The following is a 17,441-nucleotide window of genomic DNA, read 5'->3' as shown; positions in this document are numbered from 1 at the left end:
CGGGAAGGAACTCGCGCTTCGCCTCAGCCCATCGCCTCGAGCTCGTCGATCATCCCGGCGATGACCGAGAGACCGCCGTCCCAGAATTTGGGATCCTTGGCATCGAGTCCGAACGGTCGCAGCAGCTCGGAATAATGCTTGGTGCCGCCGGCGGCGAGCATGTCGAGGTAGCGCTCGGCAAAGCCCTCGGCCGCATTCTCGTAGACGGCGTAGAGCGAGTTCACGAGACAATCACCGAAGGCATAGGCGTAGACGTAGAACGGCGAGTGGATGAAGTGCGGGATGTACATCCAGTAGTTCTCGTAGCCCGCCTTGATCTCGATCGCCGGCCCGAGGCTCTCGCCCTGCACCGACAGCCAGATCTCGCCGAGCCGCGTCGCGGTGAGCTCGCCGTTCTTGCGCTCGGTGTGGACCGCGCGCTCGAACGAATAGAACGCGATCTGCCGCACCACGGTGTTGATCATGTCCTCGACCTTGCCGGCGAGCAGCGCCTGGCGCTGCCGGGCGCTCTTGGTCTGCGCCAGCAGCCGCCGGAAGGTCAGCATCTCGCCGAACACGCTCGCGGTCTCGGCCAGCGTCAGCGGCGTCGGCGCCATCAGCGCGCCGTTCTTCGCGGCCAGCACCTGGTGCACGCCATGGCCGAGCTCATGCGCGAGCGTCATCACGTCGCGCGGCTTGCCCTGGTAGTTCATCAGCACGTAAGGATGCGCCGACGGCGTGGTCGGATGCGAGAACGCGCCCGGCGCCTTGCCCGGACGCACCGGCGCGTCGATCCAGCGATCGGTGAAGAAGCGCTCGGCGATATCGGCCATTTTTGGCGAGAAGCCGCGATAGGCCGTCAGCACCATGTTGCGCGCATCGGGCCAGCCGATGACGCCGGTCGCGGCGAACGGCAGCGGCGCGTTGCGGTCCCAATAAGCCAGCCGCTTCTTGCCGAACCACTTCGCCTTCAACGCATAGTAGCGATGCGACAGCTTTGGATAGGCCGCGCGCACCGAGGCGACCAGCGCGTCCACCACCTCGCGCTCGACGCGATTGCTCAGATGCCGAGAATCCGCGACGTCCTTGAACCCGCGCCAATTGTCGGAGATGTCCTTGTCCTTGGCGAGCGTGTTGGTGATCAGCGCAAAGGTGCGTTCATTGGCCTTGAAGGTTTTGGCCAGCGCTTCGGCCGCAGCCTTGCGCTTTGTGCCGTCACGGTCCTGCAGGAAATTGAGCGTCGGCTCGATCGCGAGCTCTTTGGCGCCGACCTTGAAGCGCAGGCCCGAGATGGTCTGATCGAACAGCCGGTTGAAGGCGGAATAGCCGGTTTGCGACTTCTCCAGGAAGAGCTGCTCGAGCTTGTCGTCGAGCTGGTACGGCTTCTCCTTGCGCAGATCCTCGATCCAGGGGCGGTAATGCGCGAGCTCGGCGGCCTGCATCGCGCGGTTCAAAATATCGTCATCGACGCGGTTGAGCTCGAGCGCGAAGAACAGGAGATGCGTGGACGCCGCCGTCAGCCGCTCCGAGACATCGCCGTAAAACTTTGAAATCTTGGGATCAACGCTGTCGCCGGCATGGACGAGGCCGGCATAGGAGCCGAGACGGCCGGCGAGATCGTCGATCGCCTCATAGCGTCGCACCGCCTCGGCGAGCCATTTTCCGCCATCTTCGTTTGCTGTCCCTGTGGCGAGCTTGCCCCTGTAGTCGGTCTCGAACGCGACGCAATCGGCGTCCATCCTTTCGAGATCGCGCGCCACTTCCGGCGCATCGATCCCGGAATAGAGGTCGGCGAGGTTCCACTCCGGAAGCCTGCCGGTCTTGCCCGCAGGCTTTGCGGGCAAAGATTTGGAGGACTTTGCCTTGGCGGCGGATTTCCTGGTGCTTGGCTTGCGGAGAGCGGGCTTGCTGGAGGCAGATTTCTTGAGAGCAGATTTGGAGCGCGAATTCATTGTGTGGGAAACCTGTGTTCAACAAGCGCAACGGCGGGCGGGGGCATCAAGGTTTAAGAGTGCGTTAATCGGCTTCGGCCAGAGTGACCCGATTCGAGACAGATAGTAGTAGCGTGCGGGGAACACCATGGCTGCCTGTATTTTGATCGCCGACGACGACGCAGTAGCCCGCCGGCTGGTCGAGAACATGGTGCAGAAATGCGGCTATGAGACGGTCGTCGTGGACTCCGGCGACGCCGCGATCGCCGCCCTCACCGCCCCCGATGCACCGGCGATCGACGCCGTCATCCTCGATCTCGTGATGCCCGGCCTCGACGGCATGGGCGTGCTGGCGAAAATCCGCGAGGCCGGCCTCGGCGTCCCCGTCATCGTGCAGACCGCCCATGGCGGCATCGACAACGTGATCTCGGCGATGCGCGCGGGCGCGGCCGATTTCGTCGTCAAGCCGGTTGGCTTGGAGCGGCTCCAGGTCTCTCTGCGCAACGCACTCAATGCCTCCGCGCTCAAGGGCGAGTTGCAGCGCATCCGTCACAGCCGCGAGGGCCGGCTGACTTTCTCCGACATCATCACCCGCGCCGAGGCGATGGCGGCCGTGATGCGCGCCGCGCAGAAGGCCGCGGGCTCGTCGATCCCTGTGCTAATCGAGGGCGAGTCCGGCGTCGGCAAGGAGATGTTCGCACGCGCCATCCATGGCAGCGGCGAGCGCAAGGCGAAGCCGTTCGTCGCGGTCAATTGCGGCGCGATCCCCGACAATCTGGTCGAGTCGATCCTGTTCGGCCACGAGAAGGGCGCCTTCACCGGCGCCACCGAACGGCACACCGGCAAGTTCGTCGAGGCTCATGGCGGCACGCTGTTCCTGGACGAGGTCAGCGAGCTGCCGCTCACCGCACAGGTCAAGCTGCTGCGCGCACTTCAGGAAGGCGCGGTCGAAGCGGTCGGCGGACGCAAGCCGTTGAAGGTCGACGTCCGGATCATCTCCGCGACCAACCGCAGGCTGCTGGAGCGGGTGAAGCAGGGCCATTTCCGCGAAGATCTGTTCTATCGCCTCCACGTGCTGCCGCTGACGATCCCCTCGCTGCGGGCGCGGCGTGAGGACATCCCGTATCTGCTCCGGCATTTCCTGGCGCGCTTTGCCGCCGAGGAGAATCGCCTCATCACCGGCATCAGCGGCGAGGCCGTGGCGCACCTCGCCCAGCTCGACTGGCCCGGCAACATCCGCCAGCTCGAAAACGCGGTCTACCGCGCGGTGGTGATGAGCGAGGGCGACCAGCTTGACCTTGCCGACTTCCCCCTGCTCACCTCGCAGCCGCATCTCGAGACCGACATCCCGACCGCGCCGCTGATGCTCGAGCCGATCGCGGCGCCCTCGGTGGTGTCGGGTGGTGAAATACCGATCGCGCCGCTGCCGCTGGCGGGGGCCCTTTCCATGCTGACCCCCACCGGCGACGTCCGCCCGCTGGACGACATGGAGAACGAGATCATCCGCTTCGCGATCTCGCATTATCGGGGGCAGATGTCCGAGGTCGCCCGCCGCCTCAAGATCGGCCGGTCCACGCTCTACCGCAAGCTCGACGAAGCCGGGGTTCCCGGACATGGCGGCAAAAGCGGTGAGGAGACGCCCTGAGCCTCATGCGAACGGAGGTTTGCCTGGCGTCGCGATGACGCCGCAAGCCCTTCGCATTACGGCAAAATCCGGCTGCGGCGTGAACCGTGACTTGGAAGTGACAGACACATGGAAAAGCGTCTGCCAAAGCCGCACAATCCGTTGCAAACGGGCTTTCTTGAAGTCAGTTTGTCGTGAGTTGTCCCGGGTAGCGCTGGCCGCCCAAACGGGGCCTGTATATCGTCTGCGTAGGATTCGTTCGTCCGCGTATGAATTGTTGCGTGCAGGCGTGCAACTTTCGAGCGGCCGGCGCAGTTTAGCCCGAAGCTCATTAGGCGATAATGAAGCTGTTCCACGAGGGACAGTTCACCCGAGGGGTGCGACACAATGCGTGACTGTTTGAACCACCGTGCGGGCTTTGACCGCGTCTTGATGACGGTCGCGGCGACCTTCCTCACGGTATCGGCCAGCTCGGCTCTGGCGCAGGATCAGGCGCGCAGCAGCGCCGCCGAACTCGCGATCGAAGCCGCGATCCCGCGCCCCGAGCCCGCAAACGTCCCGCCCCCGACCGCATCCGATATCAAGCTCGACACCACGGCGACGGTTCAGGACTCCGCAAAGGAGCCGGCCAAGGAACCGGTGAAGGCCGAAGCCGCACCGGCCCCCGACAAGGTCGAGACCAAGCCTTCCGACGTCGCCACCACGCCTGCAGCTGAGGCGCCGAAGAGCGAAACCGCCAAGATCGAGCCCGCCAAGACCGAGCCCGCGAAGTCCGAGGCCGCCAAGTCCGAGGCCGCGAAGACCGAGCCTGCCAAATCCGAACCGGCAAAGGCCGACACCGCGACGGCAACGCCGGCCGCGCCTGCGGCCCCCGCTGCGGCTCCGGCCGCCGAGCCGGTGAAGGCCGCGAGCAACGTTCCCGCCGCCGACCAGCCGGTCGCCGACAAGCTGAAGGACATCATCGGCGCCAAGACCTCGCGCCATTTCGACCGCAAGAACGAGCGCGCCGCGATCGAGAAGTTTTACGGTGCACGCGACTTCGCGCCGGTCTGGACCCAGGCCGGCAGCCTGACCGCTGCGGCCAAGGGCGTGATCACGCGGCTGAAGGATGCGGCCTCCGATGGCCTCAATCCCGCCGACTACCCGGTGCCGGATTTCGCCGCCGCCACGACGCCCGATGCGCTCGCTGATGCCGAGCTGAAGCTCACCGCCAGCATGTTTGACTATGCGCGCCAGGCCCAGAGCGGCCGCATGCACTGGTCGCAGGTCAGCGGCGACATCCTCTATCCCGAGCATCCGGTCGATCCGAGCGAGGTGCTCGCCAAGGTCACGACCGCAGCCGACGCCTCCGCAGCGCTCGACGGCTACAACCCGCCGCAGAAGCTCTACAAGGAGCTGAAGGCCAAGCTCGCCGAGCTGCGCGGCCAGGGCAGCGGCCCGGTGATCGAGATCGCCGACGGTCCGGCGCTGAAATACACCCCGGCCGGCAAGAAGCAGGCTGAAATCGTCGTTGACGATCCGCGCGTGCCGCAGCTCCGCGCCAAGCTCGGTCTCGCCGAGAACGCCAGCGACACCCGCTATGACGCCACCGTCGCCGAAGCCGTGCGCAAATTCCAGAGCGGCGCCGAAATGAAGGTAACAGGCATCCTCGACGACAAGACCGTCAAGGCGATCAACACGCCGAAGCGCGACAAGCAGATCGACGTTGTGCTGGTGAACATGGAGCGCTGGCGCTGGCTGCCGCGCGACCTCGGCGTCCCCTCGCTGGGCGATGCCTATGTCATCCTCAATATTCCTGACTACACACTGAAGGTGATGCAGCGTGGCCAGCAGGTCTGGACCACTCGCGTCGTCACCGGCAAGCCGGGCACGCATGCGACCCCGCTGCTCACCGAGACGATGAAATACATCACGGTCAATCCGACCTGGAACGTGCCGCCGTCGATCGTCTACAACGAATACCTGCCGGCGCTTCAGCAGGACCCGACCGTGCTCCAGCGCATGGGCCTCAAGCTCGAGCAGAACCGCGACGGCTCCGTGCACATCTCGCAGCCGCCCGGTGAAGCCAACGCGCTCGGCCGCATCCGCTTCAACTTCCCGAACAAGTTCCTGGTCTATCAGCACGACACGCCGGACAAGAACCTGTTCGCCAGGGACGATCGCGCCTTCAGCCATGGCTGCATGCGCGTGCAGAATCCGGATCAGTACGCCTCCGTGCTGCTCAACATCGCCATGCCGAACGAGAAGTACACGCCGGAGCGCGTGCGCAGCATGTACGGCAAGAGCGAGATCGACCTGAAATTCCCGACGCCGATCCCGGTCAACATCACCTATCAGACCGCGTTCGTGGACGATGGCGGCAAGCTGCAAATCCGCAAGGACGTCTATGGCCGTGACGCGACCATGATCAACATCCTGAAGAACAGCCGCGGCAAGGATCTCGAGAACGTCGTCGCACACTCCCAGCCGAGCTATTCGCGCCCGGCGACGACGCTGCCCTCGGGCGTTGCGGTCGCCAACAACGGTGGCAGCAGCTTCGGCTCGTCGGGTCCGAACTTCTTCGAGCGCCTGTTCGGGGCCCCGACCCCGCCGCCGGCTCCGGTCGGCCGCCGGCCGCAGCAGCAGCGGGTGTTTACCCGCTGAGGCCTCCCGACAGGGCTTTGCCGGAAATTCTCTAGTAAGATCAGCGACCTCATCCCCCTGGATGGGGTCGTTTAACGTTAACCATTCTCCACCCGAACTCCGGCAGCGGGCGTTTTTTTGCCACACTGAACCGCTTAGGTTCGTATTGTGACTTGGTTTGGGGTCGGGAAGGTCAACCTCGAATTAACCTTCTCGCTTTAAGAAAGCGTTCATCCTCTTTCGCGCGCTAACGGGGTTGCCGGGAGAGTCCATTTTGAACGCTCGTCGACTGGGTGGGCTCATTCGTGCTGACTGGTCTCGCACGCAAATTCGCAGTGCTGTCGTTGTCCCATGCGGGAGTGAAGGCCGGATCCCGGATCGGCCTCGCTTCCGCACTGCTGCTTGCTGCCGCGGGCTCGGTCCATGACGCCGCTGCGCTGAACGAGACCAAGACGCTCTCGTTCCACCACACCCATTCCGGCGAAGACCTCACCGTCACCTTCAAGCGCGACGGCCGCTTCGACGAGGCCGCGCTGAAGCAGCTCAACCACTTCCTGCGCGACTGGCGGACCCAGGACGAGACGGTCATGGACCGCCGCCTGTTCGACATCCTCTGGGAAGTCTATCGCGACGTCGACGGCAAGCAGCCGATCCAGATCATCTCCTCCTACCGCTCCCCCGCCACCAACGCGATGCTCCGCCGCCGCTCTTCGGGTGTGGCGCGCTTCAGCCAGCACATGCTGGGGCATGCGATGGACTTCCACATTCCGGGCGTGCCGCTGGAGCAGATCCGCTTCGCCGGCCTGCGCCTGCAGCGCGGCGGCGTCGGCTTCTATCCGACCTCCGGCTCGCCCTTCGTCCATCTGGATACCGGCAGCATCCGGCACTGGCCGCGCATGACGCATGACCAGCTCGCCCGCGTGTTCCCGGATGGCCGCACGGTCCACGTTCCGACCGACGGCACGCCGCTGAAGGGCTATGAGCTGGCCAAGGCCGACATCGAGCGCCGCGGCACCGGCGACGATTCCGGCAGCAAGCCGAGTTTCTTTGCCGCTCTGTTCAAGAGCAAGTCGGCTCCCGCCGCCACGAGCAGCGACGAGGATGACGAGGGCGCGCCCGCCCCGGCCGCGAAGCCTGTTGCGCCGACCGTGGTTGCCGCCGCGGCCAAACCGGCCGATCCGGTGCCGACACCGCGCGCCAAGCCGCAGATCGCCGCTGCGATCCAGCTCGCTTCGGCCGATGCGCAGCTCGTTGCACCGCCCAAGCCGAAGCCCGCGCCCGTGGCTGACAAGCCGGCAGCCGGCAAGCCCGAGACCCCGGCCGACATCATCAATGCCCGCGGCTTCTGGGATACCCCTGCGACCCCGCAGCAGGCGACGCCAGCTCAAGTGGCTGCGCTGAAGGCCCGCCAGGCGCTCGCCGCCGCCACCGAGCCGCAAGCGACCGCGAGCGTCTCCAGCGCGGCCTATCAGGCGCTGGCCTATGCGCCGGCGTCCGCCTCCCCGGTCGACCGCGCCAACGTCGTCGCCGCCTCCGCGCCGATCCCGCGCACAGGCCGCCCCGTTGCCGCGACGCGCGGCCTTGCGCCCGCGACCGAGATCAACACGGTGGTCGGCAAGAGCATCGACGGCAGGATCGCAACCGCGACCCGCCTCTCCGCCGCCAGGGGCGAGAGCATCTGGCTCAAGATCGTGATGCTGTCGCCGAGCGCCAGCCGCGCGATGTCGGTGACGCTGATGGGCGAGCTCGATACCGTTGCCCTGCGCGGCTATTTCGTCAAACCGCAGGCCGTAATCGCGATGGGCTTTGCCGACGATCCGATGCAGGGCCTGTCCTGCGACAGTTTTACGGGCAGCGCGACCGCGAAGCTCGAGACGACGTCGTTCGTGGTGCGCACCGCCGCGCTGCGCTGAGATCTTTCCCCTCACGCCGTTCGGTAGTCCCGCAAGCCGGGATGAAGCCAACGGGTCGGCGCGAAGCGCCGCCCGATGACAGGCTCCGCGCAATCCTGGGGCACGACAGCGCCACACGCTCAAGTGTCGTCCCGGCCTGGTGCGCATCTGCACTAAGGGAGATTCCCCCACTTCCAACGGGTAATCCACCCGGTATCGCTACGCATTCCAAACGCGCATTGTGGCAATGCGCCCAGAACGGACGCGATGACAAAGTCCGAGGACGCGATTGCGTTAGCCTTGGTGTTCCGCGTTTCCGCAGCGGCGCCGCATAAAGGGAAGTCGCCACAGCGAAGTAGGAGCATGCGATGTCAGTTCCATGCAAGTCTGAGCTCAGCCTTCTGAACCACGACGAGCGCGAAGTCATATTGAGTACGCACCATCCCGTGGTCGGAGAGATGGAGCGCGATGGACTTGAGAGCCTTCGCGCCCGACTTCGGGATCTGCGCGACAGGGAGCGTACATTGTCGCGGCATCGACGCCGCGAAACAAAGGGAACAGCCGACCCGCGCGGCAAGAGTTTCTCCGGCACGGCAGAGCATGCAAACCGGCGCCAATCGGTTTTCGCTGCCGCCATCAAGCGCGTCAAGAACGAGCTGAGGCGCATCCGGAAGTTTGAAGCACGACGGGAGCTCGGGGAAGCGGCGCGACGGGCGTTAGCACTCCGTCGGGCGCGTCAGTTTTCTCGCCCGCGGACGACCCCAACTTCGCATGACGGCATGCGGTCCATCCCAAGCCGTCGCCGGCTCAAGAAACTCCCACCGGAAAAAATCGGAAGAGTCTCGCAGGCCAACAAGCGGGCGCAGGCCCGACGAGACGCCAAACGCGGACGCGGCAATTGAGACCGAGACCGACAATCTTGCGGATCGAGGCTGCGTGCCGGACCGGCGCAATGGCGTCCTCGCCACTTCCAAGACTACAGTGTCGAAGCCTGCAGCTTCTATCTCGCTTTCCTGACCCGCCGATCCAGATGATATGTCAACGCCAGCGAGAGGCAGACGGTGAGCTCCTGCTTCGGCAGCGCGCCGGATAGGGGCAACAGCAAAGCCCTGGTCTGCCGATATTCGAACTCATCGGGAAAGCGCTCGCGGAACGTATCGACCAGCGTCGTCTTGCAGTTGAACAAAATGGCGGCGTGCTCGGAGTCCTTGAGGCGGCCGAGCCGGATCGTGCTGCCGCTGCCGGTCTCATCGGTCAGGTAAGCCGGCTCGCCCCATTTCAGGGTCTCGGTGAGCTTGCCGACATCGTGATGTGCCGCAGCGGTCGCGAAGATCAGCTCACGTACCTGGAGCAAGCGCTTGCCGATCGGCGCCGGAAGGGCGCGGAAGGCACGGTCCACCTCGCGCGGCAGCGGCGGCGCAGTCACAGCGGTCTCCGTTCACAAACGAAGTGCAACACGCCACGCTTGTAGCCCGGATGGAGCGAAAGCGTAATCCGGGGAATGCTTCCATACTGCGAGAACCCGGATTTCGCTGCGCTCCATCCGGGCTACGGCAGCAGTGCTTGAGGCGCAAGACGCCTCAGAGCATTCCCAGCGCCTGCATATAGGTCTCGAGGATCGTCTCGGCCTCGGCGCGCTCGTTCGGGTCCTGCTTGCGCATGCGCACGATGGTGCGCAGCGCCTTGACGTCGTAGCCATTGCCCTTGCTCTCGGCATAGACGTCGCGGATGTCGTCGGAGATCGCCTTCTTCTCTTCCTCCAGCCGCTCGATGCGCTCGATGATGGATTTGAGCTGGTCCTTGGCAAATTTCGTCGCGGGCTCGTCGTCGCGGACGGCGGCGGAGGTGGCCATCTTGGTACTCCCAATGGAACTGGCAAAACGAGGTGACGCCGGCATCCTCACCGCGCGTGCTGGTTGACCCTTAGGGTTCGCCGCTCTCGCGTTCAAGGCAGCATCGCGCTCGTCCACAGCGCGCCCACACCTTCCTGCGGCGAGGCCAAGAAAGAAGTTGTGTGGTGCGACTCACCGCCAGACTGCCGGCGAGGCCGTTCAGTGCCCGGGATGGACCTTCTTCATCGCCTCGATCTGCTCGGGCGTGGCCGTGCCCTGGTGCTTCGCCTTCCAGGTCTCGTAGGGCATGCCGTAGACGGCCTCGCGGCTCTCGTCCTTGCTTAAGCTCACGCCCTGGGCGTCGGCGGCGTCCTTGAGCCAGTTGGACAGGCAGTTGCGGCAGAAGCCGGCCAGATTCATCAGATCGATGTTCTGGACGTCGGTCCGCGTCTTCAGATGATCGACCAGGCGCCGGAAAGCGGCCGCCTCGAGCTCCGTTCTGGTTTTGTCGTCGATTGCCATGGCTGGATCCCTTCGGCCTGAATTGGTTCTGCCCCCGATGGGGGTCACCCTTACGGGATCAGGTGGGCCCTTGTCACAGATTTTGCCATATCACGGCGCAAACGGCGCCAGAGCCAACCCGAAGGCCGGTTCCCCGGCCCTACGCCAAATCGTCAATCATCTGGTATACGTTCCGCGACAATGATCGCCGAATCTCCCCGCGTCCCCCTTCGCCTGCTCGCCCGGTTGGTCCCGGTGCTGGTGGTTGGCCTGCTGTGCCTGTGGGCCAGCCCGGCCTCCGCCGACTTCCGGCTTTGCAACAACACCTCGAGCCGGGTCGGCATTGCGCTCGGCTACAAGGACGCCGAGGGCTGGACCACCGAGGGCTGGTGGAACATCTCGTCCCGCTCCTGCGAGACCCTGCTGCGGGGAACGCTGGTCGCCCGCTACTATTACATCTACGCGATCGACTACGACCGCGGCGGCGAATGGTCGGGCCAGGCCTTCATGTGCTCGCGCGACAAGGAATTCACCATCCGCGGCACCGAGGATTGCCTCGCGCGCGGCTACGACCGGACCGGCTATTTCGAGGTCGATACCGGCGAGCAGCGGGCCTGGACGGTTCAGCTCACCGACGCCAACGAGCAGCCGTCACAGCAGCAGCGCGTGCCCGGCCTGCCGGGCCCGGTCGGCCCGGGTGGCGGCGTTCCGGGTTTGCCCAATAGTCCGCCCGGTGGTACGCCCCCCGCCGCGCCTGGCCTTCCGCCAGCCCCCTCGCCACCGTCTGGAAATAAGCCATGAGGCGTCTTCGCCGTATCAAGATTCTCGCGACCCTGGGACCTGCCTCTTCGGACCTCGCGATGATCCGCCGCCTGTTCGAGGCCGGCGCCGATCTGTTCCGCATCAATATGAGCCACACCCCGCATGACAAGATGCGGGAGCTGGTCGCGACGATCCGCAACGTCGAGAGCAGTTATGGCCGGCCGATCGGCATCCTGGTCGATCTCCAGGGCCCGAAGCTCAGGCTCGGCGCCTTCGCGGAAGGCGCGGTCCAGCTCCAGAACGGCCAGATCTTCACGCTCGATTCCAACAAGGCGCCGGGCGATGCCACGCGCGTCAATCTCCCGCATCCGGAGATCCTGGCAGCACTCAGGCCCGGCCATGCGCTGCTGCTCGACGACGGCAAGGTGCGGCTGATGGCCGAAGAGACCTCGAAAGAGCACGCGGTGACCCGCGTCGTGGTCGGCGGCCGGATGTCCGACCGCAAGGGCGTCAGCCTGCCGGATACGGACCTGCCGGTCTCGGCGATGACGCCGAAGGACCGCGCCGACCTCGAGGCCGCGCTGGTCACCGGCGTCGACTGGATCGCTCTATCTTTCGTGCAGCGCGCCGACGACGTCATCGAGGCCAAGAAGATGATCCGCGGCCGCGCCGCCGTGATGGCCAAGATCGAGAAGCCGCAGGCGATCGACCGCCTCGCCGAGATCATCGAGGCCTCCGACGCGCTGATGGTGGCGCGCGGCGATCTCGGCGTCGAGCTGCCGCTGGAGCGTGTGCCGAGCCTCCAGAAGCAGATGACGCGCATGGCGCGCCGCGCCGGCAAGCCGGTGGTGATCGCAACCCAAATGCTGGAATCGATGATCCAGTCGCCGGTGCCGACCCGCGCCGAAGTCTCGGACGTCGCCACCGCCGTCTATGAAGGCGCCGACGCCATCATGCTGTCGGCGGAATCGGCGGCCGGCAAATTCCCGGTCGAGGCGGTCTCGACCATGAACCGCATCGGCGAAGAGGTCGAGCGCGACCCGATTTATCGTTCCGTGCTCACCGCGCAGCGCCCCGCGCCAGAATCCACCGCCGGCGACGCCATCGCGGACGCCGCCCGCCAGATCGCCGAGACGCTCGATCTGCCGGCCCTGATCTGCTGGACCAGCTCGGGCTCGACCGCGGTGCGCGTCGCGCGCGAGCGGCCGAAGCCGCCGATCGTGGCGATCACGCCCAACATCGCGGCCGGACGCCGGCTGGCGGTGGTCTGGGGCGTGCATTGTGTGGTGGCGGAAGACGCGCGCGACCAGGACGACATGGTAAGCCGCGCCGGCCAGATCGCCTTCCGCGACGGTTTTGTCCGCGCCGGCCAGCGCGTGATCATCGTCGCCGGCGTGCCGCTCGGCATTCCCGGCACCACCAACATGGTACGCATCGCCTCGGTCGGCCCTGAGGGCGGCGCGGATATCTAGTCCGCGGGAGCCCGGCAAACAAAAAAAGACGAAAACAACCCCATGCACAGTAGCCGGCGTTGCCGGCGAAGGTGCTCGGGTTTTGTGGAAAGGCGCGCTCGGGCAATGACCTGAGCGGAATCAGGTCTCGGCCCCGGCCGCGACCTGCTCTTCAGGCCCCGACCAGCGCTTTCGCGGTCGGCAGCAGCGTCTGCTGCACCACCAGACCGCGGGCGCGGGCGTCCATCACACCGACTGCGCGCAGGGCCAGCAGCGTCACGGTCTGCACCGCATCGCGCATCCTGGCGGGATCGTCGAGATTATCGGGCGCGAGCGGCCCGACCAGAGCCTCATGCAGCGCCCCCAACAGCGCGGTGGCGGCCAGCGCGGTATCCTGCGCAGGCAAATGGCCGGCCCGCACGGCGGCGTCGATCCGCGCGGCCATCTCGCCGGCGATCTCGCGGCGGCTGGCGAGGCGGGACGCGCTGACATCGACGTCGACCGGCTCGGCCAGGATGCCCCAGGCCAACCTGCGCTGCGACAGCGTGTGGACCGCCACGGTGGTGACGGCCGCCGCCAGCGCCGAGGATGGGCCGGGCGCGGCATCGGCCGCCCGGCGGATCGCCGCGAGCTCGTCGCGCGACACCTCGGCTATCAATTCGGAGATCAGCTCGGACTTGGACGGGAAGTAGCGGTAGACCGTTCCGGCCGCGACACTGGCCCGGACAGCAACCGGCGCGATCTGCACCGCAGCCATCCCGCCTTCCGCCGCAGCTTCCCGCGCCGCAGCAAGGATCGCACTGCGCCTGGCCGCAAGGCGCTTCACCACTTGATGCGTTCGCCGATAAACCATGGCGCGCTTCCTGTCCCACACGCCAGCCGCACGCCCCGCGCGGCCGAACGCGTCGTCCCTGCAATAGATGCAAATCGTCCCGCAAGGACTGAACAACTATTCAAAGTGAATGACAAGATGCAAATGCGTAGAACGTCACGCCGGACGGACGGGAGCCCCAGCCTGGTGACGCCGGCTGGAGGGCTTTGAAGAAGAACGTGCGGGGAAGCTTGCCTGCGGGCCCATCCTTCGAGACGCCCGCCTACGGCGTGCCCTCAGGATGAGGTCGCGTTTCGCGGCAAGATATCAGACCCTCTTGGTGAGGAGCCCACCAAAGCGGGCATCTCCGGACGATGCTCCGCATCGCCGGGCGAACCATGCAGGCCGAGCAGCCTCCGGCTCACCACCCCGCAAAAGAAAAGAGCCCCGTCCGGGACGGGGCTCTCGAAACTCTCAGATCGTCCGGTCTTACTTGAGGCTGGACGAGATCGAGCCGAACTTGGTGTTCAGCGAGCTGCCGAGGTTGTTGACGACGGTGATGATCGCGAGCGCGATGCCGGCAGCGATCAGGCCGTATTCAATGGCGGTGGCGCCGGATTCGTCCTTCACGAAACGCGAAACGAGGTTCTTCATAGACTGCTCCCAAAGAGTACACGTGGCTTACAAATGGTCTGGTCTTCTCGGCTTCCCAGCGCCGCCCGACCATGGAACCGAACCTAGAGGCAAAGAATTGCGCCGCAGTTAATTCGACTGCGGAAACACGAAGCGGATTGCACGTATTCGACGATGGTAAAGGAGAATTGAAAACAATCCGTTAAATCGCAGCTATCCGCGGCAATGCCGCGGAGGCGCGATTTACCCGAAGTTATGACCGCGCATGGTCCAATGCCGCCCGCTCGGCCTGAAGCACGACGAGATGAATCGTTCATCGCGCTTCAGGTTATTGTTTGAGCATGATCTTCTCGGAAAACCGCTACACACTTTTCCGGATCATGCTCCGGCCGACAAGAACAAGCAGGACGACGAGGCGGCATGTCACTTTCCTTTGCCAACAGCATTGCGGTGCAGAGCCGCGCGCGAGCACTGCTGCCGCTCTGCGTCGGTGCCGGCACCTATCTGTTCTTCCTCTTCGTCGGCGACACGCTGCTTCAGGACTCCGACTCGTTCTGGCAGATCAGGATCGGGCAATGGATCCTCGATCACGGCGCCCTGCCCTACACCGACTTCTATTCCTTCACGCGCCCAGGAGAATCCTGGATCTCGACGTCGTGGCTGTCGCAGGTGCTGTTCGCTTTCTCCTACGCGCAATGGGGCTGGGCAGGTCCGGTCATCCTCACCGCGACCGGGATGGCGCTCACCGCTGCAGTCTTCGTCTATCTGCTCGACGCGCAGATCGAGGCGCCGCGCGCGGTGCTGTTCGCGATGCTGGCGTTGCTGCTGTCGATCCATCACGTGCTGGCGCGTCCGCATATTCTGGCGCTGCCCGTCATGGTGGCGTGGGTCGGCCTGCTGATGGCGGCTGCCGACCGCAGAAGCGCGCCGTCCTGGACTTGGCTGCCGCTGATAGCGCTCTGGGCGAATTTACATGGCGGCTTCGTGCTGGGCCTCGCACTGATCGGTCCGATCTCGCTCGAAGCGGTCGAGCATGCCGAGAAGGGACAGCGGCTGAAGCTGTTCATGCGCTGGGTGCTGTTCGGCGTCGGCGCGCTGATCGCTGCCTGCTGCACGCCGTACGGCTGGCGGACGCTGATGGGCGCAACCAACATCCTCAGCCTCGGCGAATTGCTGTCACTGATCTTCGAATGGATGCCGGCGAACTTTGCCACCTTCACCGGGTTCGAAGGCGCACTGCTCGGCCTGATCGCGCTCGGCTATTATCGCGGCCTCGTGCTGTCGGCGCCGCGGATCTTCCTGATCCTGTTCCTGACCTGGAGCGCGCTGACCCATGTCAGGAATATCGAGGCCTTCGCCTTCCTGGTGCCGCTGGTGCTGGCAAAGCCGCTCGGCGAGATGTTCGCGCGCCCGCCAGCGGACACAGCCGGCGCCGACCGCTGGCCGGCCCGCTATGTCACCGCGCTCGGTGCGCTCATGATCGTGGCCGCGAGTTGGACCTCGACCTCGCTCTACATGGGACACCATCGCTTCACGTTCACGATGGCCCAGACGCCGGTTGCGGCGGTCGACCTGCTCGAAAAACTCAGGGTGCAGCGCATCTTCAACGCCTATCAGTTCGGCGGCTATCTGATCTCGCGCGACGTCCCTGTTTACGTCGACGGCCGCGCCGAGCTCTATGGCGAAAAGTTCGTCATGGACTTCTTCAAGGCGACGGAAGGCAAGAAGCCCGAGCTGCTGCCGCGCCTGCTCGACCAGTACAAGATCGACGCGACGCTATTGGTCGCCGATGCGCCGGGCCCGCAAATCCTCGACCAGCTCAAGGGCTGGAAGCGGATCTATACGGATGACATCGCGGTGATCCATGTGCGGGACAATGCTGACGGAGCTGCGGTGCCGTCGAAGTGAGGACGTAGCTTCAGGCGTGTCCTCTCAGATGCGACGTTCGCTAAAAGATGTGAAGCGGACTTAGGCACGCACTCCGGCCATTTCGCCGTTTGACCCAAGGCGGTCGTCAAGCGGCAATGTCAATTGCTGTTATTCGACTGATGCGCCCGGAGTCAAGATAGCAGCGATGACAAAGGCTCGCGCGGTTCTCGTGTGAGTTTCAACCATCTGCCTCGTGTCAACGACCAAGAGCCATTCATGTTCGACAATCTGATGACCCTCTTGGTTATTCTGTCCTTCGGCTTTCCCGCCGTGCCGTGGTTTTTGGGTGCGCGATGGGGGTCGAGAGGAGTTTGGCTCAGTACAGGATTTGCCGTAGTCATCCTGCTATGTTTGTTTCCAATATTGTTTTGGGTTGCATGCGGTGCCTGTGGGCAGGGCGCGATAGCCATCTTTGTGCTGGGGCCGATCTGGATCGCCTCGGCATTGCTTACGGTCACTTCGGCGGCGTTCGCTTACTACAAATTCGCGCGCTGATTTCCGCAAGACCGCGAAGGCGCCGGGGGTAACGATACCGCCCACGCTGGGCATCGCAGATGAAGTGATTGAGTAAAGCATCAGCGATGTCAGCTTGTGGCCCATCAGCGAAATGGCGACACCTTTCATTGAGGTCCGCTTGGTGGCGTAGAGCGGACTGACTTTACTCACTCTGCGTTCTTCGCATTTTGACCCAAGGCGGAAAAACCGCACAGTTTGGGATCGCCTGATGGTTCAATTCGTTTGTTGCAGCAAACTCGGAAGTTCACTCATCCGATGAAAGGTTTTCCCGCAGACCCCGCGCAATTCGATTTCAGCGCTCGGATCGCCGCCGGTAAAGCCCAGAACTTGCATTCCCGCAGCCTTTGCTGCGTAAGCCCCCGACAAACCGTCTTCGATGACGATGCAGCGTGACGGATGAACGTTCAAGGTTTGCGCCGCATGAAGGAATAAGCCCGGCTCTGGCTTCCATGAACCCACTTCGTACGCGCTGAATATACGTCCCTCGAAATGATCTAGGAGCTTCGTCAATCCGAGCGTGTGTGTCAGCTTTGACATGGGCCCGTTAGACGCCACACAGGTAGGAATAGCTATTTCAGCTAACGCCGCATGAATTCCTTCGACGGGCTTCAGTTCGGCATCAAATGCTGACGCCGTAGCTCGTCTAAGGTCCGCAACGAAGGTGTCCGAAACGCTGCGACCTAACCTGCGCTCAATTTCATGCACGCAGTCGGCCATTTTTCGCCCGCGGAAAAGCTTGATTGCTTCCTCCACGCCAATCCCAGCTCCTTCCTGCGATGCTGCGCGGGCTAAGACGGCCAGCGCGATTGTTTCACTATCGACCAAGACGCCATCCGCGTCGAAAATGATGAGTTCAATCACGGTGGGGTCATTAGAAGCACGATCACGTTAGGAACGGACGTAGTTAGGTTAGAAGCTTACCCGTTCCGACGATACAGAGGGAGCACTTTGTCTGCTT

Annotated in this window: 14 protein-coding genes; 7 read left to right on the top strand and 7 right to left on the bottom strand. The window is 64.4% G+C overall.

All coding sequences use genetic code 11. The features are described from left to right. Positions 1-23 precede the first annotated feature (23 nt). Positions 24-1,931 carry a M3 family oligoendopeptidase gene (locus tag AB7G19_RS06950; protein ID WP_085400817.1) on the bottom strand — a complete coding sequence of 636 codons (1,908 nt, stop codon included), beginning with the start codon at positions 1,929-1,931 and terminating at the stop codon, positions 24-26. Positions 1,932-2,058: 127 nt separating this feature from the next. On the opposite strand from AB7G19_RS06950, the gene AB7G19_RS06945 reads away from it, so the two are divergent. From AB7G19_RS06945 to AB7G19_RS06935, 3 genes are all read left to right on the top strand, one after another. After that, entirely contained in the window at positions 2,059-3,555 is a 1,497-nt protein-coding gene (locus tag AB7G19_RS06945) for a sigma-54-dependent transcriptional regulator (protein WP_085400819.1), read from the top strand. A 366-nt stretch (positions 3,556-3,921) separates the two neighbouring features. Further along, the gene (locus AB7G19_RS06940; RefSeq protein WP_085400821.1) at positions 3,922-6,177 is read left to right on the top strand and encodes a L,D-transpeptidase family protein; all 2,256 of its coding nucleotides are present in this window, start codon (positions 3,922-3,924) and stop codon (positions 6,175-6,177) included. 284 nt (positions 6,178-6,461) lie between these two features. Then, entirely contained in the window at positions 6,462-8,069 is a 1,608-nt protein-coding gene (locus AB7G19_RS06935; RefSeq protein WP_245344057.1) for a DUF882 domain-containing protein, read from the top strand. Between the two features lie 979 nt (positions 8,070-9,048). Here AB7G19_RS06935 and AB7G19_RS06930 read toward each other — a convergent pair. The 3 genes from AB7G19_RS06930 to AB7G19_RS06920 all read right to left on the bottom strand — a co-directional run bounded on the left by AB7G19_RS06930 (position 9,049) and on the right by AB7G19_RS06920 (position 10,402). Beyond that, positions 9,049-9,474, bottom strand: a complete 426-nt coding sequence (locus AB7G19_RS06930; RefSeq protein ID WP_085400827.1) for a DUF1801 domain-containing protein — start codon at positions 9,472-9,474, stop codon at positions 9,049-9,051. A 154-nt stretch (positions 9,475-9,628) separates the two neighbouring features. After that, entirely contained in the window at positions 9,629-9,901 is a 273-nt protein-coding gene (locus AB7G19_RS06925) for a DUF2312 domain-containing protein (RefSeq protein ID WP_014492426.1), read from the bottom strand. Positions 9,902-10,099: 198 nt separating this feature from the next. Next, positions 10,100-10,402, bottom strand: a complete 303-nt coding sequence (locus AB7G19_RS06920) for a DUF1244 domain-containing protein (protein WP_085400829.1) — start codon at positions 10,400-10,402, stop codon at positions 10,100-10,102. 180 nt (positions 10,403-10,582) lie between these two features. On the opposite strand from AB7G19_RS06920, the gene AB7G19_RS06915 reads away from it, so the two are divergent. Together AB7G19_RS06915 and pyk are read left to right on the top strand one after the other, a co-directional pair. After that, entirely contained in the window at positions 10,583-11,182 is a 600-nt protein-coding gene (locus AB7G19_RS06915) for a DUF1036 domain-containing protein (RefSeq protein ID WP_085400831.1), read from the top strand. Then, entirely contained in the window at positions 11,179-12,615 is a 1,437-nt protein-coding gene (gene pyk / locus AB7G19_RS06910; protein ID WP_085400833.1) for a pyruvate kinase, read from the top strand. Before AB7G19_RS06915 ends, pyk begins: the two co-directional genes overlap by 4 nt. Before the next feature lie 151 nt (positions 12,616-12,766). On the opposite strand, the gene AB7G19_RS06905 is transcribed toward pyk, so the two are convergent. Both AB7G19_RS06905 and AB7G19_RS06900 read right to left on the bottom strand, forming a co-directional pair. Next, positions 12,767-13,447 carry a TetR family transcriptional regulator gene (locus AB7G19_RS06905; protein ID WP_063981105.1) on the bottom strand — a complete coding sequence of 227 codons (681 nt, stop codon included), beginning with the start codon at positions 13,445-13,447 and terminating at the stop codon, positions 12,767-12,769. Positions 13,448-13,894: 447 nt separating this feature from the next. Further along, on the bottom strand, positions 13,895-14,059 hold the full coding sequence (locus tag AB7G19_RS06900) for a Flp family type IVb pilin (RefSeq protein WP_014492421.1): 165 nt from the start codon (positions 14,057-14,059) through the stop codon (positions 13,895-13,897). A gap of 399 nt (positions 14,060-14,458) precedes the next feature. On the opposite strand from AB7G19_RS06900, the gene AB7G19_RS06895 reads away from it, so the two are divergent. Both AB7G19_RS06895 and AB7G19_RS06890 read left to right on the top strand, forming a co-directional pair. Then, entirely contained in the window at positions 14,459-15,946 is a 1,488-nt protein-coding gene (locus tag AB7G19_RS06895) for a hypothetical protein (protein ID WP_085400834.1), read from the top strand. Between the two features lie 237 nt (positions 15,947-16,183). Further along, positions 16,184-16,462, top strand: coding sequence for a hypothetical protein (locus AB7G19_RS06890; protein WP_085400836.1), 279 nt, complete (start codon positions 16,184-16,186; stop codon positions 16,460-16,462). Positions 16,463-16,696: 234 nt separating this feature from the next. Here the strand turns inward: AB7G19_RS06890 and AB7G19_RS06885 are convergent, their stop codons facing one another. Then, a complete protein-coding gene (locus tag AB7G19_RS06885; RefSeq protein WP_085400838.1) occupies positions 16,697-17,344 on the bottom strand; it encodes an HAD family hydrolase in 648 nt (215 codons plus the stop codon). Positions 17,345-17,441: the final 97 nt, after the last annotated feature.

The sequence above is a fragment of the Bradyrhizobium sp. 215_C5_N1_1 genome, assembly GCF_052075935.1.
Classification (GTDB): Bacteria; Pseudomonadota; Alphaproteobacteria; order Rhizobiales; family Xanthobacteraceae; genus Bradyrhizobium; species Bradyrhizobium barranii.
Note: the sequence above shows the minus strand (reverse complement) of the source record. Positions and strands in the feature narration are given on the sequence as shown.

Bases quoted from the DNA above. Each gene is read 5' to 3' on its own strand.
- AB7G19_RS06925 (WP_014492426.1), bottom strand. From the start codon at position 9,901: ATGGCCACCTCCGCCGCCGTCCGCGACGACGAGCCCGCGACGAAATTT.
- AB7G19_RS06950 (WP_085400817.1), bottom strand. From the start codon at position 1,931: ATGAATTCGCGCTCCAAATCTGCTCTCAAGAAATCTGCCTCCAGCAAG.
- AB7G19_RS06940 (WP_085400821.1), top strand. From the start codon at position 3,922: ATGCGTGACTGTTTGAACCACCGTGCGGGCTTTGACCGCGTCTTGATG.
- AB7G19_RS06890 (WP_085400836.1), top strand. From the start codon at position 16,184: ATGTTCGACAATCTGATGACCCTCTTGGTTATTCTGTCCTTCGGCTTT.
- AB7G19_RS06895 (WP_085400834.1), top strand. From the start codon at position 14,459: ATGTCACTTTCCTTTGCCAACAGCATTGCGGTGCAGAGCCGCGCGCGA.
- AB7G19_RS06915 (WP_085400831.1), top strand. From the start codon at position 10,583: ATGATCGCCGAATCTCCCCGCGTCCCCCTTCGCCTGCTCGCCCGGTTG.
- pyk (WP_085400833.1), top strand. From the start codon at position 11,179: ATGAGGCGTCTTCGCCGTATCAAGATTCTCGCGACCCTGGGACCTGCC.
- AB7G19_RS06945 (WP_085400819.1), top strand. From the start codon at position 2,059: ATGGCTGCCTGTATTTTGATCGCCGACGACGACGCAGTAGCCCGCCGG.
- AB7G19_RS06920 (WP_085400829.1), bottom strand. From the start codon at position 10,402: ATGGCAATCGACGACAAAACCAGAACGGAGCTCGAGGCGGCCGCTTTC.
- AB7G19_RS06900 (WP_014492421.1), bottom strand. From the start codon at position 14,059: ATGAAGAACCTCGTTTCGCGTTTCGTGAAGGACGAATCCGGCGCCACC.
- AB7G19_RS06905 (WP_063981105.1), bottom strand. From the start codon at position 13,447: ATGGTTTATCGGCGAACGCATCAAGTGGTGAAGCGCCTTGCGGCCAGG.